25 protein-coding genes are annotated in these 26,376 nt (G+C 34.5%); 23 read left to right on the forward strand and 2 right to left on the reverse strand.

Annotation, left to right across the window (positions count from 1 at the left end; translation table 11 throughout):
• Positions 1-9: 9 nt before the first annotated feature.
• The 23 genes from WG904_RS00245 to WG904_RS00355 are packed head-to-tail and all read left to right on the forward strand — an operon-like array spanning position 10 to position 24,752.
• Entirely contained in the window at positions 10-1,263 is a 1,254-nt protein-coding gene (locus WG904_RS00245) for an ABC transporter ATP-binding protein (RefSeq protein ID WP_339577291.1), read from the forward strand.
• Positions 1,264-1,269: 6 nt separating this feature from the next.
• Positions 1,270-2,613: a glycosyltransferase family 4 protein gene (locus WG904_RS00250; RefSeq protein WP_339577292.1), complete on the forward strand. Its 1,344-nt coding sequence runs from the start codon at positions 1,270-1,272 to the stop codon at positions 2,611-2,613.
• Complete coding sequence (locus WG904_RS00255) at positions 2,610-3,548, forward strand: glycosyltransferase family 2 protein (RefSeq protein WP_339577293.1); 939 nt, start codon at positions 2,610-2,612, stop codon at positions 3,546-3,548. Before WG904_RS00250 ends, WG904_RS00255 begins: the two co-directional genes overlap by 4 nt.
• A complete protein-coding gene (locus WG904_RS00260) occupies positions 3,541-4,494 on the forward strand; it encodes a glycosyltransferase family 2 protein (RefSeq protein ID WP_339577294.1) in 954 nt (317 codons plus the stop codon). Before WG904_RS00255 ends, WG904_RS00260 begins: the two co-directional genes overlap by 8 nt.
• Before the next feature lie 4 nt (positions 4,495-4,498).
• Positions 4,499-5,746 (forward strand): glycosyltransferase family protein, encoded by a 1,248-nt coding sequence (locus tag WG904_RS00265; protein ID WP_339577295.1) that lies wholly within the window; start codon positions 4,499-4,501, stop codon positions 5,744-5,746.
• Between the two features lie 16 nt (positions 5,747-5,762).
• Positions 5,763-6,695 (forward strand): glycosyltransferase family 2 protein, encoded by a 933-nt coding sequence (locus WG904_RS00270; protein WP_339577296.1) that lies wholly within the window; start codon positions 5,763-5,765, stop codon positions 6,693-6,695.
• A 19-nt stretch (positions 6,696-6,714) separates the two neighbouring features.
• Positions 6,715-7,668, forward strand: coding sequence for a glycosyltransferase family 2 protein (locus WG904_RS00275; protein WP_339577297.1), 954 nt, complete (start codon positions 6,715-6,717; stop codon positions 7,666-7,668).
• Positions 7,665-8,414: an FkbM family methyltransferase gene (locus WG904_RS00280; protein ID WP_339577298.1), complete on the forward strand. Its 750-nt coding sequence runs from the start codon at positions 7,665-7,667 to the stop codon at positions 8,412-8,414. The genes WG904_RS00275 and WG904_RS00280 overlap by 4 nt, the downstream gene beginning before the upstream one ends.
• On the forward strand, positions 8,404-9,441 hold the full coding sequence (locus WG904_RS00285) for a glycosyltransferase family 4 protein (protein ID WP_339577299.1): 1,038 nt from the start codon (positions 8,404-8,406) through the stop codon (positions 9,439-9,441). The genes WG904_RS00280 and WG904_RS00285 overlap by 11 nt, the downstream gene beginning before the upstream one ends.
• 35 nt (positions 9,442-9,476) lie before the next feature.
• Positions 9,477-10,562, forward strand: coding sequence for a non-hydrolyzing UDP-N-acetylglucosamine 2-epimerase (gene wecB / locus WG904_RS00290; RefSeq protein ID WP_339577300.1), 1,086 nt, complete (start codon positions 9,477-9,479; stop codon positions 10,560-10,562).
• A complete protein-coding gene (locus tag WG904_RS00295) occupies positions 10,549-11,793 on the forward strand; it encodes a glycosyltransferase (protein WP_339577301.1) in 1,245 nt (414 codons plus the stop codon). The genes wecB and WG904_RS00295 overlap by 14 nt, the downstream gene beginning before the upstream one ends.
• An 8-nt stretch (positions 11,794-11,801) precedes the next feature.
• Entirely contained in the window at positions 11,802-12,617 is an 816-nt protein-coding gene (locus WG904_RS00300; protein ID WP_339577302.1) for an aldo/keto reductase, read from the forward strand.
• The gene (locus WG904_RS00305) at positions 12,618-14,150 is read left to right on the forward strand and encodes a GMC oxidoreductase (protein ID WP_339577303.1); all 1,533 of its coding nucleotides are present in this window, start codon (positions 12,618-12,620) and stop codon (positions 14,148-14,150) included.
• Entirely contained in the window at positions 14,150-15,427 is a 1,278-nt protein-coding gene (locus WG904_RS00310; protein ID WP_339577304.1) for a glycosyltransferase, read from the forward strand. Before WG904_RS00305 ends, WG904_RS00310 begins: the two co-directional genes overlap by 1 nt.
• A gap of 39 nt (positions 15,428-15,466) precedes the next feature.
• Positions 15,467-16,279 carry an FkbM family methyltransferase gene (locus WG904_RS00315; protein WP_339577305.1) on the forward strand — a complete coding sequence of 271 codons (813 nt, stop codon included), beginning with the start codon at positions 15,467-15,469 and terminating at the stop codon, positions 16,277-16,279.
• A 39-nt stretch (positions 16,280-16,318) separates the two neighbouring features.
• Positions 16,319-17,152, forward strand: a complete 834-nt coding sequence (locus WG904_RS00320) for an FkbM family methyltransferase (RefSeq protein ID WP_339577306.1) — start codon at positions 16,319-16,321, stop codon at positions 17,150-17,152.
• Between the two features lie 4 nt (positions 17,153-17,156).
• Positions 17,157-18,317, forward strand: a complete 1,161-nt coding sequence (locus WG904_RS00325; protein ID WP_339577307.1) for a glycosyltransferase family 4 protein — start codon at positions 17,157-17,159, stop codon at positions 18,315-18,317.
• Positions 18,304-19,716 carry an exosortase Y-associated Wzy-like protein gene (locus WG904_RS00330; RefSeq protein ID WP_339577308.1) on the forward strand — a complete coding sequence of 471 codons (1,413 nt, stop codon included), beginning with the start codon at positions 18,304-18,306 and terminating at the stop codon, positions 19,714-19,716. Before WG904_RS00325 ends, WG904_RS00330 begins: the two co-directional genes overlap by 14 nt.
• Entirely contained in the window at positions 19,713-20,900 is a 1,188-nt protein-coding gene (locus WG904_RS00335; RefSeq protein WP_339577309.1) for an XrtY-associated glycosyltransferase XYAG1, read from the forward strand. Before WG904_RS00330 ends, WG904_RS00335 begins: the two co-directional genes overlap by 4 nt.
• A gap of 30 nt (positions 20,901-20,930) precedes the next feature.
• Positions 20,931-21,554, forward strand: coding sequence for a class I SAM-dependent methyltransferase (locus WG904_RS00340; RefSeq protein ID WP_339577310.1), 624 nt, complete (start codon positions 20,931-20,933; stop codon positions 21,552-21,554).
• A gap of 2 nt (positions 21,555-21,556) precedes the next feature.
• Positions 21,557-22,420, forward strand: coding sequence for a glycosyltransferase family 2 protein (locus WG904_RS00345; RefSeq protein WP_339577311.1), 864 nt, complete (start codon positions 21,557-21,559; stop codon positions 22,418-22,420).
• 3 nt (positions 22,421-22,423) lie between these two features.
• Positions 22,424-23,047 carry an exosortase Y gene (xrtY, locus tag WG904_RS00350; RefSeq protein ID WP_339577312.1) on the forward strand — a complete coding sequence of 208 codons (624 nt, stop codon included), beginning with the start codon at positions 22,424-22,426 and terminating at the stop codon, positions 23,045-23,047.
• On the forward strand, positions 23,028-24,752 hold the full coding sequence (locus WG904_RS00355; RefSeq protein WP_339577313.1) for a carbamoyltransferase family protein: 1,725 nt from the start codon (positions 23,028-23,030) through the stop codon (positions 24,750-24,752). Before xrtY ends, WG904_RS00355 begins: the two co-directional genes overlap by 20 nt.
• A gap of 6 nt (positions 24,753-24,758) precedes the next feature.
• On the opposite strand, the gene obgE is transcribed toward WG904_RS00355, so the two are convergent.
• Both obgE and WG904_RS00365 read right to left on the reverse strand, forming a co-directional pair.
• Complete coding sequence (gene obgE / locus WG904_RS00360) at positions 24,759-25,757, reverse strand: GTPase ObgE (RefSeq protein WP_339577314.1); 999 nt, start codon at positions 25,755-25,757, stop codon at positions 24,759-24,761.
• A 39-nt stretch (positions 25,758-25,796) separates the two neighbouring features.
• The gene (locus WG904_RS00365; protein ID WP_339577315.1) at positions 25,797-26,366 is read right to left on the reverse strand and encodes an adenylate kinase; all 570 of its coding nucleotides are present in this window, start codon (positions 26,364-26,366) and stop codon (positions 25,797-25,799) included.
• Positions 26,367-26,376 lie beyond the last annotated feature (10 nt).

The following is a 26,376-nucleotide window of genomic DNA, read 5'->3' on the forward strand; positions in this document are numbered from 1 at the left end:
AAAACGCGCATGTCGAACATTGCAATAAAAGTAGAAAACTTAGGTAAGGCCTATCAACTCGGGCAAATTGGTACAGGAACAATAAGTCGTGATCTCGAACGATGGTATGCACGCATGCGTGGCAAAGAAGATCCTTTTTTACAAATCGGCGAAACGAACGACCGAAGCGTAAAAGGCGAAAGTGATATCGTCTGGAGTTTGAGAGATTTAAATTTTGAAATCGAACAGGGTGATGCGGTAGGTATTATTGGACGTAACGGTGCAGGGAAAAGCACCTTGTTAAAGATTTTGAGCAAGGTTACTGCTCCTACTACTGGCAAAATTAGTGGGAATGGCCGAATTGCTAGTCTATTGGAAGTAGGAACAGGTTTTCATCCAGAATTAAGCGGCCGTGAAAACATTTTTTTAAATGGCGCCATTTTAGGTATGCGTAAAAAAGAAATTGCGCGTAAGTTTGATGAGATTGTAGATTTCGCAGGAATTGAACGATATATAGATACCCCAGTTAAAAGATATAGTTCAGGAATGTACGTACGCTTGGCTTTTGCCGTTGCTGCGCATTTAGAAAGCGAGATTTTAATTGTAGACGAAGTTTTAGCCGTTGGAGATATCGAATTTCAGAAAAAGTGTTTGGGGAAAATGGGTGAGGTTAGTAAGGGTGATGGAAGGACCGTGCTTTTTGTAAGTCATAATATGGGGAGTATAAAAAGCCTCTGTAACAAGGGGTTTGTCTTGGCAAATGGAGAATTGGTTTCCAATACCGACATTTCTCAAGCCATAAATTACTATAACAACTATAGTAATGCATCAAAAATTATATTAAGTTTTGGTGGTCCCTTAAATGCCCTAATAGAATTTTATGAGGTTAAGATAAATGGAAAGTCTAGTACAAAACTTGAATTCTATCCGAATGAAGATATTACTATCGAGATTTCTTATCTTGTAAAAGAAGAGTTAAACGATGTAATTATTTTACTTTCCCTATTCAATGAAGGCTATCGACTTTTTTCTAAAAGGAATGCATTGGCCGGCAAACCAAAGGTGGGCGAAAAATATAAAGCTATTTTTACCATTGAAAAATTTACATTGAGACCTGCGATTTATAATTTGGCAATAGGTGGTTGGGGAAATAACGCCACATTATGGTCGTGGGGAGTTGACATCACCAATTTTAAAATAGAAGATATTTGGACAGAAAACTTTCACAAGGCAGATGAGGGTATATTTAATCTAAATATGAAAACTGAACATGTAAAAATATAGTTTTTGATGAGTAAAACTGCATTGAAAATCCTGTTCATTTTACCCGAATATTATCCACATTCGGGAGGTGGAATAAGCACCTATTACATTCATCTTCTAAAAAGTCTTGCTCCAGTTTGTGAAAAAATTAAAGTTATCGTAGGCAGTGGGTATACACAAGAGAATAATAGCTTCAATATTGATAATGTAGAAGTTGACTACTTAAAACCAGTCATTTATAAAAAATATCTCTCAAAATTCAATAGCTATGAGATACTGCCAGGGTTTCAAAAAAATATTGCAGCCGCATGGGCAATGTGGGAGCAAAGTAATGAGGGACAAGGTTATGACATAATAGAATGCACTGATTTTGGATTAGGATTTATCCCCTGGTTAACCCATCATACTAAGCCTGTCATTACCAGATTACATGGAAGCTATGGACAAGTTGAATTAAATGAACTTGGAGCCAACACAGAATTCATCGGTAACTTTTATAGGTTAACTGAACTCTCATTGCTGTCAAAATCAGATGCTTTAATTACGCACAGTCTAAACAATAAGACATTTTGGCAAGAACTATTGCCTGGCAAAAAAATCGAACTACTAAATCCTATATATCTTCAGGAAAGAGAGAAAAATTTACCGTATGAAGAAAAACAAAAATTTGGGATGGTGTCTGGACGAATACAGCAATGGAAAGGGCCAGATGTATTATGCGAGGCTTTTAATTATTTAAAGAATACATCGATTTCCATAAGATGGTATGGACGTGATACAAATTATGATTCCACAGCCAGTAAATCCACCATACTTAAAAACCTATATCCAAAATTATGGGGCGAAACAATCTCGTTACACCCCCCATTACCACATGTAGAATTACTGGAAATTCAAAAAAAAGCGCTGTTTGGTATTGTTCCCTCAACTTGGGATATGTTTAACTTTACCTGCTTAGAGTATTTGAGCAATGGCACTCCCTTGATTTGCTCTTCGAATGCTGGAGCTGCTTATCTAATAACCCATGGTGTTAATGGCTTTGTTTATGCGAACAATAGCCCTAAAGAATTAGCCTTATGTATAGAAAAAATGATCGCTCTTTCTGCAACTCAATATAAACAGATGGTTATGGAAGGATATCATCTTATCGACCAGTTCTTATCTCCTGAAATAGTTATACCTCAGAACTTAGCAATTTTTTCAGCGACAATAGAACGCCACCACAAAACATCATCAAATCGATATCTAAAAACTGTTTTTTCACCTTCACAAAAGGGGTCTTCAATTAATGAAATATTAGACGATCTACCAATGAAACTGGTTTTCAACTACTTGTTAAAAAGAATAAAAAAATACATGTCGAAACGATGAGCACCATTGCCTTATGCATACCTGCTTATAATGCCTCTTGGTGCTTGCCAAGATTGCTAGAATCTGCAAAAAAACAATCCATTCCATTCGATGAAATATTAGTTTATAATGATTGTAGTACTGATGATACCGCAGCAGTTGCAGAAAAATATGGAGCCAAAGTTATCAACGGAACTACTAATCAAGGCTGTTCGTTTGGAAAAAATACTTTAGCAGAAATAGCAGTCTCTGAATGGATTCATTTTCACGATGCGGATGATGAGTTGTTACCTAATTTCACCACTCTTGCTCATAAATGGATTAACAAAGAAAATACCCCAGATGTGGTGATTTTTGATTATGAATATAGAGATAACGATACACACGAGTTGCTATCAAAATCTAGTTTCGACTCATTAGAATTGGAAAAGGATCCGATTAAATATACCATCCTACATCAAATTAATCCATTTTGTGGTTTATATAGATCTGATAAATTAAGAAAAATCGGTGGTTACGATATTGATGAAAAAATTCTTTACAACGAAGATGTGGCCTTTCACTGCAAATTAGCAATGGCTGGGCTAAGTTTTTCTGCCGAAAAGGAAGTTAGCATTATTAATTACCGAATTAAAAACTCCATGTCAAATGCAAATCAAATAAAATGTGCCCAAGCTCATTTCGAAGTGATGAGTATAAACGCAAAAAAAGTGGGAAATATGTATGGCAAAGAAATCGCACAGAAATTATGGTCAAATGCGGTAGTTCTTGGAGTTTTATCAGATTGGCATACTGCCAAAAAAGCCGTAGATCTCGCTGTAAAACTAGACCCTAGCACGCCTAGAAAAGAGAACTTAATGATCAAGCTCCTTTCATTTTTTAATCCATATTTCGCCATTAAGTTTAGAGAAAAAATGATTAGACTACTAAAACCAAAATTACGACCAAATGGTTAATCCCTTGGTCTCCGTGTGCATTCCTGTTTACAATGCCGAAGAGTATATCGGGGCCAGTATAGATTGTATAGTCAATCAATCCTATCAAAACATCGAAATAATTATTGTTAATGACGGATCAACCGACAATACCAGTGCAATCTTAAAAGGTTTCACAGACCCAAGAATAATAATTATTAATCAAACCAATAAAGGACAATGTGCGGCTGCAAATGCTGCCCTTGAGGCGTCAAAAGGCTCATATATAAAATTTTTTGATGCCGATGATATTCTTTCAGATAACTTTATAGAGAACCAGGTTTTGCGATTAAACGGTCGAACGAATGCGATCGCTTCAGCATCATGGGGTCGATTTTATGATGATGACATCAACACATTTTCATTAAACACGGAGAAAATTTGGAAGGATATGTCTCCCCTAGAATGGATCATCGGCTCTATCAATGGCTCCAGTATGATGCAATGTGGGTTGTGGTTAATTCCACGCCAGATTTTAGAAAAGTCGGGGCCTTGGAATGAAGAGCTTACCCTTATCAATGATTTCGAGTTTTTCATAAGAGTGTTGTTAGAAAGTGAAGAGATTTTGTTTACCGAAGATGCAATTTTGTATTATCGCTCTGGGATTAGCAATTCATTATCTGGAACTAAATCTAAGGCTGCCTATCAATCCGCATACACCTCTACAGAACTAGGGGTAAAACATATATTGAAATCTGAAAATTCGAGTAGAACTAGAGAGGTTTGCGCAAACGTATTTCAACTTTGGAGTTATGAGTTTTATCCATCAGAAATAGAGTTATATCATCAGAGCAGAGCGTGGGTAAAAAAATTGGGAGGCTCTAAATTAAAATTTCCCACTGGAGGAAAAACTAAGATTCTTGTTAATATTTTAGGCTGGAAATTGGCTAAAAAATTAAAGCTCGGTTTTTTAGATCGATCTAAATAGTAAAATGCTAAAAATTGTTATAATCACATCCGGACAACCAAGTTTAAACCCTAGACTAGTTAAAGAAGCGGATGCATTGGCATCAAATGGCTTTAAAGTAACGGTTATTTATCAATATTTAAGTGAGTGGGCTACATCCTTAGATTATGAGTTACTGAAAGACAAAAATTGGAAGGCCATCAGAGTGGGAGGAGGACCAAAAGAGGGATACTTTACCTACCTAAGAAGTAGAATCATCTATCGTATGGCTAGGTTTTTAATCACTTACTTTGGCTCAAAAGGGCTATTGGTAGAAATGGCACTGAGCAGAAGCACGAATGCTCTGATTGCTAAAGCCAAAAGTATACCTGCTTCACTATATATTGCACACAACTTAGGAGCATTACCGGCAGCAGTTTTAGCCAGTAAAAAGAATAAGGCGAAATGTGGTTTTGATGCCGAAGACTTCCATCGGCAGGAAGTAACCGATGATCGGAATTCCAAAGCATTTCAAATCGTAAAACTTATAGAGGATAAATATCTACCAGCTGTTAATTATCTAACCGCGGCAAGTCCACACATTGGCAAAGCCTATCATGAAATTTATCCCACACCAAAGCCAGCTATTATTAATAATGTTTTCTCAAAAACGTTGCTTCAAAAGGTGATTCCAGTAGAAAGAAAAGAACTCAAACTTTTTTGGTTCTCTCAAACCATTGGAAAAGGTAGAGGAATTGAAGACGCCATAAAGGCAATATCACTTTTGAAAAAAAAGCATATCACTTTATCCTTATTAGGAAATATTGATGGGGCTAGCCAAGCTTATTTTTTAAGTTTAGCCAATGATTCTGGACTTGGTAAAAATCAACTAAATTTTATTCCTCCAATTGCGGCAAGTGAAATTTTTGCACTAGCAGCACAATACGACATTGGACTAGCACTTGAGCAAGCAATCCCTTTAAATCGCGACATTTGCTTAACAAATAAGATATTCACCTATTTGACCGCTGGATTAGCTATTGTAGCTTCAGAAACACAAGCACAAAAAGACTTTCTAGAGCATTATCCCAAAAGCGGTATGTCATACCCGCTTGGGAATATTGAAATATTGTCAAATATCATAGATGCTTATGATCATGATCGACAATTGTTATTAGAAACGAAACTAAATTGCTCATGTTATGCGGAAGAAAAATTAAATTGGGAAGAAGAGCAAGTTAAATTGCTTGAAGTAGTTAATCAAACACTTGCACAGCAAAAAGCACCACTTTAAAAACAAATCGAAAGGAATGAATACTATTGCCTTATGTATACCGGCCTACAATGCTGCTTGGTGCCTACCGAGATTGCTAGAGTCAGCAAAAAAGCAATCCATTCCATTCGATGAAATATTGGTGTATAATGATTGCAGCACTGATGATACCGCAGCAGTTGCAGAAAAATATGGGGCCAAAGTTATCAATGGAATTGAAAATAAAGGCTGCTCATTTGGTAAAAATGCTTTAGCTGAAATAGCGGTATCCGAATGGATCCATTTCCATGATGCAGATGATGAGTTACTGCCTAATTTCATGGACGTTGCACAAAAATGGCTAGAAAAAGAAAAAGACATCATCTTACTGAATTTTGAATATATAGATTTTAATACCAAGCAAATAATTGCAATTGCTGATTATGATAGAGAAAAATTGCTTAGAAATACCCCTCAATTTGTTCTTCAGAATAAAATTGTAAATTTTGCAATCTGCAAAAAGGCAAGCTTTGTGAAAATGGGTGGTTTTGACCTTCATCCAGATGTCCTTTTTAACGAAGACCGAGCATTTTATGTTAATGCTGTTATGCACAACCTAACTTTCGATTATGAACCGGTAATCACTTGTATTAATTATAAATACGCTCAAAGCATGTCTAGTAATAATCAACTAAAGTGTTTAAAAGCCTACTATAATGTATCCCTGAAGATTGCTAATTCACTTGGAAAGGTATATCCAAAAGATCTGGCAAATGGTTTATGGGATAATGCTACATCAGCGGCTTCTTATCAAGACTGGAAGCTAGTTAAACAAAACATTGCTCTCGCTACTAAATTAAATGGGAGAATTCCAGAAAATCAGAGCACAATCGTAAAATTATTATCTTTCATTAATCCAATGCTGTCTTACTGGATAAGGGAAAAGTTGATTAGACTTATTAAACCTGAACTACGTAAAATAAATGAGTAAACGTATTTATTAAATTTGAATGGATCAGTTTTCTTTGATTTCGGTGTGTATTCCTTGTTATAATTGTTCCAACTATTTACATGTTACCTTAACCGCTTTGTTAAATCAAAGCTATTCCAATCTAGAAATTATTATAATTGACGACAACTCAACGGATAATAGTATCGAAATTATTCAGGAATTTGCGAAGAAAGATAGTCGCATTGTATTCGAAATCGCTCGCAAAAAAGGGGCTTCTGCAGCAAGAAATCAAGCATACCAGTTAAGTAAAGGTGATCAAATTATTTTTTTTGATGCTGATGATTGGATACCTAGTAACTTTATTGAAACTCAAATAAAATGTTTAAAATCAAATCGAGAAATTGTAGCAAGTAAGTGGATTAGATTTTATAACGATGACCTTTCGAACATTAATCCTACTTTTCAAATTCAAGCTGACTTTACATTTGAAGAATGGATTATTCACTATTGGACATCGGTTTCTCATATGACTTGTCCTGGGCGTTTTTTAATCCCTAAAATATTAATAGAAGAATCTGGCTTATGGGATGAAGATTTGAGTTTAAATGATGATTTCAGCTTTTTTACAAGCATATTTTCGAAAAGCAATTTAATCCATTTTAATGGTAATACCTTGTTTTATTATCGATCGGGAATAAATGGTTTATCTGCTTTAAAAAGTAAAAGTGGCTACTACTCGTTCTATAATTCTCTACTAAAAGGAGTAAAAATTGCTGAAGAAAAGTTTCCAAATCACGAAAAAATACAGTTAGGATGCGCTAACCTTTTACAAAATTTTATATACGAGATTTATCCTTATCAACCTGATCTATTAGCAGCGGCAAATGCGAAGATAAAATCACTTGGTGGAGCAGATTTCAAATTTCCAGTAGGCGGAAAAACAAGATTTCTGTCAAAAATTATAGGCTGGAAATTAACAAAGCGATTAAAAATAATATTCGACATAAAATGAATTGGAAATACTTGATTGGAAAATATATGAATGGCATAGAGGAAAAATTGACAAGATTCGATAGTTCCTTTGTGAAAAAGCATTTTCCATTTGGCCGCAATTGGATTTTTGACCTAAAAAGAATATTAAATAAAGATACTATTAACATAATTGATGTTGGAGCTAATATTGGTTCTGTCTCAAAAGAACTAAGTTATTATTTTCCAAATAGTACAATATTTGCTTTTGAACCAATAAATAGCACTTTTACACTTCTAAAAGACAACACAAAGCTCAACAATAACATTAAGTCTTTCCATTGTGCCCTAGGTTCGATTAAAGAAAATATGGAAATATTGATTAATAAGGAAAATACCATCAATTCAATAAAAGGCCAAAATTACAATCCCGATAATTATTCTGGAAGTGAAGAAATTAAAGTTATAAGACTTGATGAGTTTGCTGAAACGGAAAACATAAGTCGAATTGGGATTTTGAAAATTGACGTTGAAGGGTTTGAATTTGAAGTATTAGAAGGTTGTGGAAATTTATTGAAAGGGAATATAGACTGTATTTTATTAGAAGTAGGTTATGAACGTGAACCCACAAAAGTCCATTTTTCTGATGTTGAAATTTATCTGGAAAAATACAATTTTCAATTATGTGGCGTCTATGAAATTATGAGAAATTTAAATGATAAAAGAAGAATTTCTTATTCAAATAATCTATATATTAAAAAAGATATACTACTTCAAAATGAGCAATAGAAAACTTAAAATATCAATCATCGCCGATCCTGAACTTCCAGTACCTCCACTGTTATATGGAGGCATAGAACGGATTATAAGTATGTTAATTGATGGTTATGTTCGGTTAGGACATGAAGTAAGTTTATTTGCTCATGTAGACTCTGTTACTCCAGCAAAATTATTTCCATACAAAGGGAAAAGTAGCAATAATAAATTAGATATTATCAAAAATTCTTGGCTTATTAATCAAGAATTATTCTCCAACTCCTACGATATTGTGCATAGCTTTGGTAGACTTTTATACCTATTGCCTCAAATGCCATTGAGTATTCCTAAAGTAATGAGTTATCAAAGAGAACCTACAATTTCTCAAATTAAAAAAGCGGTAAAGATCGCAAAAAAAAACACGTTGTCTTTTACAGGTTGTAGTGCATATATCAGTGAACAAATCGCACCTTATGCACCTTCCTATCCCATTTTTAATGGTGTAGAGTTAACTACCTATCAATTTAGCGAACAGGTAGCACCTGATGCTCCCCTAGTTTTTTTAGGGAGGATAGAACCCATAAAAGGCACACACATCGCCATTGAAGTAGCAAAAAAGGTTGGCAAAAAACTGGTAATTGCTGGAAATGTACCAGCTGAATACCAATCTTATTTCAGTGAACAAATTAAGCCTCATTTAGATGAGCAAATTACATATATGGGTCCAGTAAATGACGTTCAAAAAAATGACTTATTAGGTAGTGCACTAGCCTTTTTAATGCCTATAGAGTGGAACGAACCTTTTGGAATTGTAATGGCCGAAGCGATGGCATGTGGTACCCCTGTAATTGCATTTAATAGGGGCTCTGTACCTGAAGTAGTTATTAATGGTTATAACGGATATCAATGCACCACCTTACAAGAAATGATCAATGCTGTCAATTTAATAAAAAATATTGATCGTAAGCAAGTAAGAGCTGATGCCAAAGAACGATTTTCTTCGGAAGTAATAGTAAATCAATATTTGAGTTTATATCAGAAACTAATCTCAGCTTATTAATAAATGAAATCCATTTTAATACTTATCTCTAGTCGATGAATAAATTAACACGTGTAGTAATTTTCTATGGTACTAGGCCAGAAGTTATTAAGGTTGCACCCATTATACATGAGCTAAACAAACATAAAAATATTAAGACTATAGTTTGCCACACTGGCCAACATAAGGAACTTACCTTAGAATTAGAAGATATTTTTAACATTAAAGTTGATTATAGGCTATCCTTTGTGAATAGGGGCCTAAACTATAATTTAGCTGAAATCATTAAAAAGTCAAACACCCTATTAAACAAGTTAAAACCAGATTTGGTGCTGATACAAGGTGATACGACTACTGTTATGGCCGTTGCTCTCACCTCTTTTAATCTGGGAATTAAAGTTGGTCACATAGAGGCTGGCTTGAGATCATTTAATCTCAGAGAGCCTTTTCCGGAAGAACTAAATAGAAAAATTGCTACAACATGTTCTCACTATCATTTCGCTCCAACACTAACTGCCAAAGAAAATCTATTGAAGGAAGGTGTGGCCGAGAATAGTATCTGGGTTACAGGAAACACCGTTATTGATGCATTGACTTATATTAAAAGAAAATTTGACATTGCAATAACTACACAAAAAATAATTTTAATAACTGCACACCGTCGCGAAAACCATGGCCAACCTTTATTGAAAATCTGTAATGCGGTAAGCAAATTGAGTAAGCAATATCCCGATTTTACCTTTATTTGGCCGCTCCATCCCAATCCAAACGTCTACAAAATTGTAAAAGAAAAATTAGTTGGTCTAACTAATGTGAGTTTAATTGAGCCACTTGGATACAATAAACTTATCGAATTGATGGCTAGCTGCTATTTAATATGGACTGATTCTGGAGGTATACAAGAAGAGGTGCCATCTTTGATGAAACCTGTTTTAATTTTGAGGAACGTTACAGAAAGACCTGAAGTAGTGACAAGCGGTTTTGGAATTTTATGTGGAACAGATGAGGATATTTTAGTTAATAAAACTGCTGAGTTAATTAACGACAGCAAAAAAAGAGAAGAAATGATTAAAGGAAGTAATCCGTTTGGGGAGGGCTCGATTGCAAAAAACATTGTCAGCATAATTAATGACCAGGCTTAAAAAAACCATTTTGATTATATCTTCCTCGGAAATATATCACAATCCCAGATTAATTAAAGCTGCTGATGAATTTAGCAAAAACGGATTTGAGGTTGTAGTATGGAATATTTTGTTGGGAAATATTAGTAAAAATGATTTTCAACTCTTTATCAATAAAAAACCTTGGCAAGTAATATCATTTGACATCTCGCGAAATACTTTAGTAGGTAAAATAAATCTCTTTATTTGCAGCATCGTAAGTAAAATTGGCAAGTTTTGCTGGGATAAATTCAAGATTAAGGTAGGCTATAATTATTATATGAGTAAAGGCTTGTTTGGATTTAAAATTAAATTTAAACCTGATGCTGTATACACCAATGTTATTGATACTTTACCTTTTTCCTACAAAATTGCGAAAAGATACAACTCCGTATTTTGCTTCGATTCGCAAGAATTATTTACTGGTCAGCATCAAAATTCTGGAGAGTTGTTCGATTGGGTGAACAACTCGGAAAGTGAATACATGACCAAGGCAGATATCGTCTTGTCTACTACAAATGTAATGGCTGAACAAATTAAATTAAAATATCCCAGCATTACTGAAGTAATTACGGTTCGGAACTTACCAAATAAATTAGAAAAAATTGTACCAAAAAGTCCAAAAGCAGTATTAAACCTGATTTGGCATGGCTATGCTATATATTTAAATTCAAGAGGTGTTAATTTGTTGATCGATGGAATTAAACTGTGTAAAACAAATGTACTGCTTACCTTACAAGGTCAAATTTCAGAAAAAGAGCAGGACAAAATATATACTTATATTGGGGACGACCATAAGCATCTTATAAGCTTTAAACCTGCAGCCCCGGTAGGCGAAATTGTAAAATCTTTATTGGTTTACGATATTGGATTAATAGGAGAGCAAGCAGAAAATACGAACCAACTTTATACTTCATCTAATAAATTATTTGATTATTTACACGCTGGCCTTCCAGTAATCGCAACAAAAATGCCAGGGTTGATTGAAACAATTGAACCACATCAGGTTGGATATTTATATGAAACTGCCGAGGAACTTGCAGATCGAATAGATTATTTACATCAAAATAATACGGAGTATACCTATTTAAGTAAGAATGCTACAAATTTCGCTCAAAACAATTTGTGGTCTAATGATTTTATAAAAGTAATTGAAGCAGTTAATGCAAATTACGATGATAAAAATAAGGTTGTAAACCGAATAGCTAGATAAGAACATAAATGGACTTCAAAGATAGAATAGGGTTTGGTTGTGTGGGGCTTACTACCCAACCTTCTGTTAAACATGCATTAAATATATTATCTTGTGCCTATGAAAATGGCATCACTGCCTTCGATACTGCGCCTATTTATGGGCAAGGATATTCAGAACTTATTTTAGGTAAATTTTCCAAAAACAAAAGAAGCAAATTAGCAATCACCACAAAGTTTGGATTAGGAAATGTTAAAATGCCAACAATACAGCCAATCGTTGCTTTGCCTCTAAATTATCTTCGGAAAAAACTAATTCAATCACCACAACAACCTGTAGAACACAATTATGTTAAGGTACCGAGGCGAGAAATTTCCAAAGAGCAAGTAAAATTTGATTTTTATTCTTCGTTAAAACGGCTTCAAACGAGTTACATAGACACCTATTTACTACATGAAGGAACACCCGATTTTTTAACAGACGAAGCACTTGAATTCGTTTTTGAACTAAAGGAAAAAGGATTAGTAAGAAAAATCGGATTAGGTGTTTGCCATAAAAATTTAGAAGACATAAACCCTAAGCAGTTAATTAATTGGGACATCTTACAATATGAAAATAACTATCAACTAAATACCGGGAAGATTTATGAAGATTTTCAGGATAAAGAACACATACACCATACGGTGCTTAAAAATGTTCAGACCAATCATAATGCAGGCGAACTGATAGCCAAACAGCTAGTCAAATTCCCAGAAGCAAAAGTATTATTCTCTTCTTCGAAATGCCAAAACATTATTAAAAATCTAACCGATGCGAGTGATATTTATCAAACAGTAAATCTCTAAATGCCCTTATTCGATTTAAATCAATTAGAAAACCTATCTCCTAAACAATACGATTTTACCGTCATTGGTGCTGGAGCCGCAGGGATCTTACTTGCGGTTAAGCTAAGTGAACAGGGTTTCAAAATAAACATTGTTGAAAGTGGACATTTCTTTGAAGATGATGAACGACAATCTTTAAATGAAATTATCCATAAAAGCAAATACTTAAACACAGCTGTTTGGGGGAGAAAAAGAGCACTTGGGGGCACTACAATAGCTTGGGGAGGTCAATCTTTACCTTTTTCTAAACTTGATTTTGAAAAAAGAGATTGGATAACAAATAGTGGATGGCCAATAACTTTTGAAGAAGTTGCAAAATATTATCCTGAAGCTAATCGCTTTATGGGAATCGAATCAGATGAATATTATGATTCCATGCTTGAAAAAATAGGGCTTCTCAAGGCAAAGCCTGTTGGAGAAGAATTAATTTATCATGTTTCTAAATGGACAAAAACCCCAAACCTTTATGACCTCTACAAGAAAAAACTCCATCGAGATGTAGATATATATTACAATGCGCAGCTTACGCAAATCGAAAAAAAAGGTGATCGTATTACCGCAATACAGCTCAATAATTTTAAAGCGAAAGAATTTAAACTTACTGTAAACACCTTGATTATTGCTGCTGGAGGAATTGAAAGCGTTAGAATTTTGCAACTCTCCTCCCTTTCTACTAGTAAATCATTAGGCTTAGGTTTCATGGAGCATCCCTGTATAGAATTTGGTGTGGTGCAGAACTATAGGCCTTATCACCTTCAACGTTTGTTTAATACACACTTCTACAAAGGCCAAAAGCAATCTTTACGCTTAAGTTTATCGGAAAAACATCAAAAAAGTAAAGAAATTTTAAATGCTTCTGTCAGCCTTCTGTTCGAATACCCAGAAACCGGATTGAACCCATATCAAGAGATTAAGTTTTTTCTTAAAGAACCAAAAGTGACAAAATTATCCAAAGTGCTAAAAAGCAGCGGGTATATGGTTTCCACCTTATGTAGCTATCTTGTTAATGATTTTTTATATAAACCCAAATCTATTCCTAAGCTTAACATGATGTTAGAGCAAGAAGCTACCAGCGAAAGTAGAATTTTTTTATCCAACGAATTAGATCAATTTGGCAAACAAAAAGCAGCAATTGACTGGAGAATAAGTGATCTTACCTGGAAAACATTCTTGGAAGGAGCACGCAGTACCGAGAAAGTATTCAAAGAAAATAATTTAGGAGAGGCTATTATTTATCCCTTTCTAAATGAAAATGCTACTAATGTTAATGAATATTTCTCCGGCGTAAATCACCACATGGGCGGTACAAAAATGGGAAATAAAATAGAGAATGGAGTTGTTAATACAGATCTAAAATTATGGGATTATGAGAACGCCTTTATTTGCAGTTCTTCAGTTTTCCCCACGAGTTCGCATTCAAATCCTACATTAACATTATTGGCCTTAGCCTGCAGACTTTCCAAATTTTTAACAGCGAAAAATAAAAACAGGTAATGAAAAAAGTCTTAATCATTTCACCTTATTTTCCACCTGCAAATGCGGCAGATATGCAACGTGTGAGAATGAGCTTACCTTATTTCGAGAATTTTGGATGGGAACCACAGGTTGTAACGGTAGATTCTTCGTTCGTAGACATCGTTATGGATAAATTATTAGTAGAAAGTGTTCCTCAACATATAAAAATCCATAAAGTAAAAGCATTCTCAAAAAAATGGACGAGTAAATTCGGATTAGGAAGCTTAGCCATACGCTCTTTATGGTTCTATAAACAATATGTTAATCAATTATTAAACAAAGAACATTTCGATCTCATCTATTTTTCGACTACACAATTTCCGGTAATGATCCTTGGTTCATATTGGAAAAATAAATATAAAATTCCCTATGTTATCGATATGCAAGACCCATGGCATAGCGAGTATTATGAAGATAAACCAAAAGAGGAACGACCAAAAAAATACTGGTTTTCATATCGACTTAATAAATACCTGGAACCTATTGCAATGAAAAATGTTGACGGACTAATTAGCGTTTCGAATGCATATTTGGAAACCTTGATGGATCGGTATCCAGGCGTTAAGAACATTCCAAAAGAAGTAATTACTTTTGGTGCCTTTGATAAAGATTTTCTTATTGCAGAAAAATATAAGGATCAATTAAACGTATCTTTTCCAAATGATAAACACCATATAAATTTTGTGTATGTTGGTAGAGGTGGATATGACATGAGAGAAGCACTAAATCTCCTTTTTAAAGCCTTTAAAACGGGTTTAATAAACGATACAGCACTATTTTCGCGAATTAAATTTCACTTTATTGGCACCAGTTATGCACCTGCAGGAGAAGGAATACCCACAATTAGTACCTATGCAAAAACCTTTGCTATTGAAAAATTTGTCACTGAAAAAACCGATAGAATTTCTTTTTATCAAACTATGCACACTTTATTAGCATCAGATGTACTTATCATATTGGGATCAAATGATATACAATATACTGCATCAAAAATTTACCCTTATATTTTAGCAAAGCGACCTATTTTAAGCTTTTTTCATCCTTTGAGTAGTGCATCAAAAATTATTAAAGAATGCAATGCGGGCTACGTAATTTCACTGAAAACTGATGAAAAAACAGCCATTGATGAAACCTATATACAGCTAAAAAAATTAGCCGAGAGTCTTAAACCTCCAAGTATTAATTGGGAAAAATTTAACAGGTATACGGCAGAAGAGATGACAAAAAAGCAGTGTGCGTTATTCGATAAAATTTAATGAATTCCCCTATCTTTACCTATCATCTAATTCTCGCTCATGAATATTAAGTCAATTATCAAAAATATTTTATTCAAGGTTCTATCCGGAAACAAAAACCATGCAGATTTACGGGTCTTAAGTGGACAAGCAAAGGGGGTGAAACTTCGAATCGACATCAGAAAAGAAGGATCCTATTTTTTAGGAACTTATGATAAATGGATCTTGGATAGAATTGATTTATCAAAGTATATTAAACCAGGTATGATTGCTTGGGATTGCGGCGCTTACATTGGTTACTATTCAGCATTATTTAGGAGATGTGTGGGCACTTCTGGTGAAGTGTTTGCCTTCGAAGCATCTTCAACGAATTATAAAATTGTTAAGGAGGTTCCTCGACTTAATAAATGGACAAATGTCAAGGTAATAAACATCGCCGTTGGTCTAGAAAATTCTGTTATACGTTTTAGCGACAACTTAAATGGATCAAATGGACCTGTAGGTATGGATAAAACCTTTGATAAAAATGTAGACGTTATTGAAGTCGAATGTCGTGGCGTTGATGAAATTATTGCGATGGGCCTAGCTAAAACACCAGATTTTATAAAATTTGATTTAGAAACTGCCGAAATTTATGCGCTAAAAAATGGAGACCAATTATTTAGCATAAAAAAACCAATATTATTGCTGGAAATACACGGCGAAGCTTCGTATGAAGCTGCTGGAAAATTTTTAAAAAAGTATCACTACAAAGCGGCTAATGTTTATGATTTTCCAGAGCCAAAAACATGGTATAAAGATTACAATGAATTGTTAACCCTCGACCATATACCTCACATGCTCATGTGCAAATATAATGAAGAAGAAAACTAAGTTAAGAAATGAAGACAATCTTAATTTCCTGTATAATTAATGATAACCAGATCATTTAGGTTTGTCCTAAAAAGAAAACTCTTTAAAGGCCAATTTAGATTATTTTCATGGCTATTAAAACACAACTTACTTTTAAAGATTAAAACGATTGGTAAACCTGTAATTGGCAATTTTAAACTGCATTTAAATACTAAGAATTTTATAGAATCTTGTATATACTACACTGGAGATTATGAATCTTATTTGAAAATGCATTATAAAAAGCTTATAAATCCAGGAGATATTATTTTAGATATCGGCGCTAACATTGGGTTTCATAGCTTATATTTTGCAGAACTAACTGGTCAAAACGGAAAAGTATTCTCATTTGAACCGATCCAAGGAAATTTTGATGCGTTAAAAGAAAACTTAGCATTAAATAATTTTCCTCAAATTTTCCCAAGCAACATTGCGCTTGGAAATGAAAATGCAAGAATTAGTATATATCTTGATCAAGATGCAAAAAATCCAGGTGCTTACAGCTTATTAGCAAAAGGAGAAAAAAATTATGTGATAGCATGTGAAAAAGGAGACGACTTTTTAAAGAAACTTGGCGTTGATCATGTACATTTTATGAAAATTGATGTAGAAGGTTATGAATTTGAAGTGCTGAAGGGATTGGAAAATACCATTAACAAATCTCGCCCAATTATAAATTTCGAATATGATCGAGGTTATCAATTAAAAAATATTGACGATCCAAATGCTATCTTCACTTTTTTAGCCAAAAAAAATTATCAGTTTTTTAGCATAGATGGCTACAGTTGTAAAACACCCTTTATTTATAATGACTCCATTCAAGGTGCCGAAATTATTGCCGAACCTATAAATTAAAAACTTGAAGAAGTTAGTTATTATTACAAGTCACCCTATTCAATACAATTCACCAGTATTTGAATTGTTAGCTAAACAATGCAATTTACTGGTATTATATACATTAGGTGAGCAAAAAAATTATGATCTTGGTTTTAAACGCACGATTGAGTGGGACCTTCCTTTACTAGAAGGTTATGAATTTGAATTTTTAGAAAACAACGCAAAGCAGCCAGGCAGCCATCATTTTAAAGGGATTGATAACCCCACATTGATCTATAAAGTAAAAGCTTTTAAACCGGATGCAATATTGATTTATGGTTGGTCGTATAAAAGCCACCTAAAAGCAATGCGTCATTTTAAGGGTAAGATACCTATTTGGTTTAGGGGGGACTCGAATTTGTTAGATGAGAAATCTGCTTTAAAAAAACAGCTGAGACACCTGTTTTTGAAATGGCTGTACACACATATAGATAAGGCTTTTTATGTGGGTACAGCAAATAAAGCCTATTATGAAGCATTTGGGTTAAAACAGACACAACTCGTATTTGCCCCGCACGCCATAGATAATGATAGATTTAAAGCTTTCAGATTAGCCGAAGTACATAAATTAAGGAACAATTTGGACATTAAAGACACTGAGGTTTTAATTACATTCGCTGGAAAATTTGAACATAAAAAAGACCCTGAACTTTTATTGTCCGCATTTAAAGAACAAAAAAAATCAGATGTGCATTTACTTTTTGTTGGCAATGGAGAGTTGAAAACGACCTTAGAAGCTAAAGTAAATTCTTTTCCGACGTCCATCAAAGAAAGAGTTCATTTTATGGATTTTCAGAATCAAACACAAATGCCTGTCATTTACCAGGCTTGCGACTTATTTTGCTTACCTTCTAAAGGACCTGGAGAAACATGGGGCTTAGCCGTTAATGAAGCTATGGCTGCTGGTAAAGCTGTTTTAGTGTCAAGTAAAGTGGGTTGCTCAAAAGACCTGGTTAAAAATGGAACAAATGGTTATATATTTGAAGCTGAAAATAAAGATGATCTTGTGGAAAAATTGGAAGAATTGACAAATAATCAAACTGTATTAACTAAAATGGGAGCACAGTCATCTAAAATAATTGAAAAATGGACCATAGAAAAACAATCACAAATTATTGTAAATGAATTAAATGGAATCAACTAACCCACTTCGCTATCTCCTTCTATATATTCCATTTTTTCTTGCTTGGCTTTTCGAAAGTCAACCCCATATTGCTTATATAATTGCCTATGTTGGGTCATATTTTATTTTCTATTTATGCTATAGCGGATTTATAAAGAAACTACCTAACGATTTACCTTACACTGAGCAACTGTTACGCCCAATATTTTTAATGCAAATTATTTTTGCAGGGTATATGTGCTGTACCTCTATATTTTATTATCTAAATGCCATCGGATACCAATACGGAGATTACATTGGCTCTAAATTTTTTAGAGGTGACATTATTTACGGATCGATTGCTAAAATCCAATCCTATTATGTTTTAGGTCATGCTGCTTTGGTTACCGGTATTTTAGCAGCCATGCGGTATCCAATAGAAAACAGGCATACTGTATACGTAGCTTCGATGAGTAATTTATTGCTCGCGGTTTCTATCACTTGTTTACCTCTTAGTTCCGTATTTAGTAAGATTGGAGGGTTAAACCAGTTTAGTATTCAGCTAAGTGGGTTAAGTTTTGTAGCAGGTACCATTGCACTGGCCTTCGCTATTCGAGAAAAAAAGAGAATGAATATAATTTTAAGCGGGGCTTTATTTGGAATTAATCTATTACAATCTCTCGGCTCTGGATTTAAAGAACCTATTATAATCTCAGTATTATTATTGGGGGTATATTTGTTCCCAATTTATGGGAAAAAGGTAGTACCTGTTTTTGGTATATTAATGTTAGGTCTATTTTTTGTTCTCCCCACATTTATTGGAAATTTCAGGGCACTGTCAATGTCTGGTATCTCGGCTGAAGATGCAAGAGACCAGAGTATCGATGTTTTTTTTGAAAATGATAATATTGAAAGCGAGCTTAAGGAAAATAACTGGGCATTTTTAACCCTTCGTCTATCCGAAATGGATATGTTTATTAAATATGTAAACTCTACCCCCTATTACGTCCCATTTTATAACCTAACATTGGTACAACAATCTTTTAAAAGTTTAATACCGAGAGTAATGTGGAAAAGCAAACCTGATATTGAAGTGCAGGTAATGCAACGCACCTATACAGCTGGTGTGGTGAGTAGAGATGCCAATGTATCAGCAAAACCTGCTTTTATTGTCGACTCCTATCTTTCAAGAGGAATAATTGGAATAATTATAGGTCTTTTTCTATATGGCTACATTGCGCAATGGATTTCAATTAAAGCTGAAACTCTTTTCGGTGGCTATTTTTTAGGAACGGCAGTAATGTTTGCTGGTCTTTTCCAGATTTTCTGGAGAGGAAATAGTTTTGAGTTTATGTTTAATTCTATTTTCTGGAGCTTTATCACGATGTATATTATTTACTCGATTTTTAAGGCTCGTGGAATATTAACTAAAGTCTTTTGAAAATTATCCAAATTACACCTTCTTACAAACCCGCATTCATTTATGGTGGCCCAACCATGTCGGTAGCACAATTGTGTGAAGCTCTAGTTGATAAAAATTTAAAGAGCAGGGGACAAAATTTATTCGATTTTGAAGTATTTACTACTACAGCTAATGGACCAGAAGAATTAAATGTTGAAGTGGGAAAGCAAGTTATAGTTGATGGGGTTCCGGTTACCTATTTTAAAAGAATAACAAAAGATCATACTCATTTTTCGCCAGCATTGCTCTTCGCACTTCATAAAAAAATCAGGAAACAAAAAACACTTACCCCAAAAAGTCTCATTATACATATTCATTCTTGGTGGAATTTGGTTGCCGTCTTCAGTTGTTTTATTGCTAAGTTGTACCGAATCCCTGTTATTTTATCTCCTAGAGGAATGATTACAGATTACACTCAAACCAATAGAAATTCTATTCTAAAATCTGCGCTCCATCTAAGTATTGGCAAATCCTTATTGAAATATTGTCATATCATTGCCTCAACTGAACTGGAAAAAGAAAATATCTTACAGTATTTCCCAGAAAAAAACATCTCTGTTATTCCTAATCTAGTAAAAATACCTAAGAACTTTGGGTTAATAGAACACACTCAAAATGATGTTTTTAGCTTAATTTTCTTAAGTAGAATACAGGAGGTAAAAGGCCTTGACATTTTATTTAATTCACTAGCCACCTTAAATTTCCCATGGAACCTAACTATCGCTGGTACAGGTAACGATAGCTATCTTCAACTATTAAAAACACAGGCCGAAAAATTGCAAATAAATGGTAAAATTAGTTGGGTTGGACATGTTAATAACGACGAGAAATTCAAATTGTTAGCTAAACACGATTTAATGATATTAACTTCACATACTGAAAACTTTGCTAATGTAGTTATAGAGAGCTTGAGTGTGGGCACACCTGTATTTTTAAGTTCAAATGTTGGCTTAAGCAGGTATGTAAATGACAATGATTTAGGATTTATTACAAATTTGGATATAATTCAAATTTCAGCCAAGCTTCAAGAAGCCTACCTAGATTTTAACAAAAGAAATCAAATTCGATTAGTTGCACCAAGGATCATTGAAAGAGATTTTAATGATGAGGTACTTATTAAAAAATATTTAATGATCTATCAACAAAATCTCGACAAAGTATGATTTTTCTATATAACACTTTATCTCTAAGCTATGTCTGACTATAAAGATTACGGATATCATGATTCAAAATCTACTTATGCGCACCAGTACATTACTGAATCGATTCTAAACTTACTAAACCAGAATGATAAACTTACAATTTTAGATTTAGGATGTGGAAATGGCGCATTGGTTAATGGATTAATTGATAGAGGTTTTGATGCGTATGGAACTGATGCTTCAGAAATGGGAATCAAAATTGCATCAAGACTACATCCAAATCGTTTCGCTTTACAAGACCTCTCTCAAGAAGAATTACCAGAAAAGTTTAGTCACATTAATTTTAATATTATTATATCTACAGAGGTAATAGAGCACCTTTATGATCCACGAAAATTTATTACTTTTTGTAAAAAGATATTAATAAAAAATGGAGGTGGGGAATTAATTTTAAGCACACCTTACCATGGCTACTTAAAAAATATATTATTATCTATTTTTGGAAAATGGGATACCCATGCTAACCCACTTTGGGATGGAGGTCATATTAAATTATGGTCAAGAAAGACTTTAAGTCAGCTAGTTATTGAGCAAGGTTTTACCGTCACAGATTTCATTGGGTGCGGAAGATTACCCTATGTTTGGAAATCGATGATTATTAAGGCAAAAATTTAATCGTGAATCCTGATTTCTCTTTCATTATCCTTACTTACAACGAAGAGATTCATCTCCCAAGGTTGCTTTCATCCATAGAAGAATTACGTGCTAAAATTTACATTTTAGACAGTGGGAGCACTGATAGCACCCTGCAAATTGCTAATAAATTTAATGCAGAAGTTAAAGCAAATGCATTCGAAAATCACCCAAAACAATGGAACTTTGCCTTAAATAACTTCGAGATTGATACGCCATGGATCATCGGGCTAGATGCAGACCAAATTGTTTCGGCTGAACTCTTTCAACTCCTTCTAAACTTCAACGATAAAGATTTTAAAGGAGTAAATAGTATTTATTTTAATCGGAAAAACTATTTTCAAGGCACTTGGATTAAGCATGGTGGCTATTTTCCTTTTTATATGCTAAAAATGTTTAGAACTGGAATTGGATTTTCTGACCTAAATGAAAATATGGATCACCGTTTTATAGCTCCTGGAAAATCTGTAATTTGGAAAAATGGTTTTCTAATTGAAGAAAATTTAAAAGAAAACGACATTAATTTTTGGATAGAAAAACACAAACGCTATAGCGACCGTGTAGCCGAAGAAGAGTTCGACCGTTTAAAAGGAACACGATCGCAAACCCTACATCCAAATTTATTTGGAAACCCTGATGAGAGAACCGCATGGCTAAAAAGGTTTTGGTGGAAATTACCCTTAGGCCTTCGCCCCTATTTGTATTTTAGCTATCGAATGTTATTTAAACTTGGTATCTTAGACGGAGCAAAAGGTAGACAATTCCACTATTTGCACGCACTTTGGTTTAGGAAGTTAATCGACAAGAAAATATCCGCCCTAAAAAAAAGCAATAGTAACAAATTTTAAGATATGGATAATTTATCAACCAACGAAGCTAAAAAAAGAGCAAATAAAGCCGCTCTACGCTTTGTTGTACTTTTAGTGGCATTATATTTTCTTTTTAGCCAGGGAAACCTATTTATGAATAGTGTAACCAGTTCTGGTGGTCGGTTTTATAATGCCTACATTACCGAACATTTTAACTACATCCAATGGCTTAAATCATCACTAATTATTCCGGGCACCTGGATCATTAAACTATTTGGTTTTTACGCAATTCATAACGAAATGGATGTAATGGTGGTTGATGGTCCCTATCTCCGAATTAATTATGCCTGTATCGGCTTAGGCGTAATGAGTTTTTTTGCGGCATTTGTTTTTGCTTTTCCAGCTAAACTTAAAGCTAAAATTAAGTTGTTTATCATTGGTATGTTAATGATTTATATCCTCAATGTCTTTCGTATTGCTGGTTTAGGTGTGCTATTGGGCTTTTTTAAATCACAGCGAGATAATTTTACTTATCATCACGAAGTATTTAACATTATTGTATATATCTGTATATTTTTACTCCTTTATTACTGGATCAAGAAAAATACAAAGCAAACTAATTTCTTAAAAAAATCAACCGATAACAATGTACATACTGGGAATTAATGCCTATCATGGAGATTCTTCTGCCTGCATCTATAAAGATGGCACTATCATAGCCGCAACTGAAGAAGAGCGCTTTCGTAGAATTAAGCACTGGGCCGGCTTCCCAACTCAAGCCATCGAATTTTGCCTAAAAGAAGCTGGAATTTCTATTCAAGAGGTAGATTATATTGCCATTTCTAGAGATCCAAAAGCAAATTTCCTAAAAAAAGTAGGAACGGCAATAAAAAATAAATTGAGCATATCGAACATCATCAGCCGTGCAAAAAATCTAAAAAAAGCTGCATCGATTGAAGATGAATTTATTGAGTACTTTAACCTAGAAAAAGGCACATTAAAAGCACAAATTATCAATGTTGAGCATCATAGAAGTCATTTAGCAAGTGCATTTTTTGCTTCACCATTCGAAAAATCTGCGTTAATTTCGATAGATGGAATGGGCGATTTTACCAGTACAATGATAGGTACGGGAAGTGGAAACGACATTACTGTAATGGATACCGTATCTTATCCACATTCGATCGGTATATTCTATACCACCTTTACGCAATGGTTAGGCTTTCCTCACTATGGTGATGAATATAAGGTAATGGGACTAGCCCCTTATGGTAAGCCAAAATACACAGATAAATTAAGAGATGTATTGGTTTTTAAAGACAATGGACTTTTCGAACTAAATTTATCTTACTTTAACCACCCTCAAAAGGGTGTAAATATGGTTTGGGAAGGTGGCATTCCTGCTGTTGATAGTTTATTTACCGAAAAATTAGTGGAGGTTTTTGGTGCTGTTCGCACAGCTGATGAAAAACTTAGTGAATACCATTTCGATATGGCAGCATCTGTACAACGAATAACCGAAGAGGTTATTTTTCACATGCTTAATGCACTATATAAAAAAACAGGGTTAGATTCGGTATGCATCGCAGGTGGTGTTGCTCAAAACTCAGTTGCAAATGGCAAAATATTGCAAAATACTCCCTTTAAAAAGCTATATATCCCCCCTGCTGGACATGATGCCGGTACAGCCATTGGCGCTGCGCTTTGGGTATATAATCAAGTGTTAAAACAACCTCGCACTGAACCCATGCTACATGGCTATTTTGGTAGTAAATTTAGTAATGACGAAATTGAAGCGATTTTAAAAGAACGAAATGTTCCTTATCGCAAATTATCAGACGTCGACTTGTACAACGAAGTTACCGATTGTTTAATCGGCGGTGGTGTGGTTGGATGGTTTCAAGGCAGGGCCGAATTTGGGCCACGTGCATTAGGCCACCGTTCTATTCTTGCCGATCCACGTAGAACAGATGCAAAAGAAATCTTAAACACCAAAATCAAACGTCGCGAATCATTTAGACCCTTTGCGCCATCTATTTTAATGGATCATACGGCCGATTTTTTCGAACGAGTTGAGGATGTTCCTTTCATGGAAAAAGTATTTCTCATTAAACCAGAAAAAAGAAAGGTTATTCCTGCAGTTACCCATGTTGATGGTACGGGTAGATTGCAAACCGTTCATCAAAAAGTAGAACCGAGGTACCATGCTTTAATTAAAGCATTTTACGATAAAACAGAGGTACCTATCTTATTAAATACATCATTCAATGAAAATGAGCCCATTGTAAACACACCACAAGAAGCATTAGATTGTTTTTTGCGCACACAAATGGATATGTTGGTATTGGAAAATATTATTTTAACAAGGTAAATAACTTTATTCCTCATTAATCGCTTTCCAAAGCATATCCTTTAATTCCATTATGCCTTGTTGAGCAACAGATGAAATAAATATAGAAGGAACTTTTGGGAGTTCCTTTTTCATTTCTGCTATTAATTCGTCGTCGAGCATGTCGGCTTTGGTAATCGCTAAAAGATGTGGTTTCTGCATCAACTCTGAATTATATTGCTGTAATTCATTTTTTAAAATTTCGTACTCTTCCTTTATGCTTCTACTCGTATCAGCCGGAACCATAAAAAGTAAAACTGAATTACGTTCTATATGGCGTAAAAATCTAAAGCCTAAGCCTTTTCCTTTGGATGCACCTTCGATAATTCCTGGTATATCGGCCATTACAAAAGATTTTCCTCCTCGATAGGATACAATTCCAAGATTAGGTACCAGTGTAGTAAAAGGGTAGTCGGCAATCTCAGGTTTGGCGGCAGATAAAACAGATAGAAGCGTCGATTTCCCTGCATTAGGAAAACCTACCAAGCCTACATCAGCCAATACCTTTAGTTCCAGAATCATCCACTCTTCCTTTCCCGCTTCACCTGGTTGTGCAAAACGAGGTGTTTGAAGTGTGGGTGTTTTGAAATGCCAGTTGCCTAAACCCCCGCGACCACCCGCAGTTAAAATCTTTGTTTCTCCATCTTCCGTTATCTCGAATATAATTTCTCCAGTTTCAGCATTTCTGGCAATGGTACCCAGTGGAACTTCTAAGATTTCGTCGCTGCCTGTTTTACCCGATTTCTGGCCACTTCCACCACTCATGCCATCCTCGGCAATAATATGCTTACGGTATTTTAAGTGAAGCAAGGTCCAAAACTGAGCATTACCTTTTAAGATGATGTGACCTCCCCTTCCTCCATCGCCACCATCGGGGCCACCAGTTGAAGTAAGTTTATCGCGATGCAAATGTGCAGATCCAGCTCCACCCTTACCCGAGCGACAGCATATCTTTACATAATCTACAAAATTTGATCCTTGTGACATTCTTTAATTAGCTAATTGGCTAATTAGCTAATTGGCTAATTAGAATTTATCGATAACCGCACACAATTGATTAAAAATATCATCAATGTTTCCGATACCGTTAATTTTTGTGAGCTTGTTTTGTGCTTCGTAGTATGGCAAAACCAAGATGATTTTATTAAAATACTCATCGATTCGTTTTTGCGATTTATCAGCTTGATCATCAACCCTTCCTGTTTCCAATTGGCGCAACGCTACACGTTTAACCAATTCATCTTTATCAACATCTAAGGCAATTACTCCAGCAATCTTGCTTCCTTTACCCTCTAAAAAATGATCTAATTCTGCTGCTTGGGGAATTGTTCTTGGAAACCCATCAAATACAAAACCCTTTGCATTTGGATTTTTATTAATTTCTTCCTCCAACATATCGATTGTGATCTTATCTGGCACCAATTCTCCATTGGCAATAAGCTTACTTACTTTTTTACCTAACGCAGTTTGGTTTTTAATATGTGCTCTAAAAAGATCTCCAGTAGAGATGTGTACCAACTGATATTTAGTAATCAGTTTTTCAGACTGGGTGCCTTTACCTGCACCAGGAGGGCCAAAGAGAACAAAATTCAGCATTAAGGTTGGC

This window comes from Pedobacter anseongensis, assembly GCF_037482965.1.
Classification (GTDB): Bacteria; Bacteroidota; Bacteroidia; order Sphingobacteriales; family Sphingobacteriaceae; genus Pedobacter; species Pedobacter anseongensis.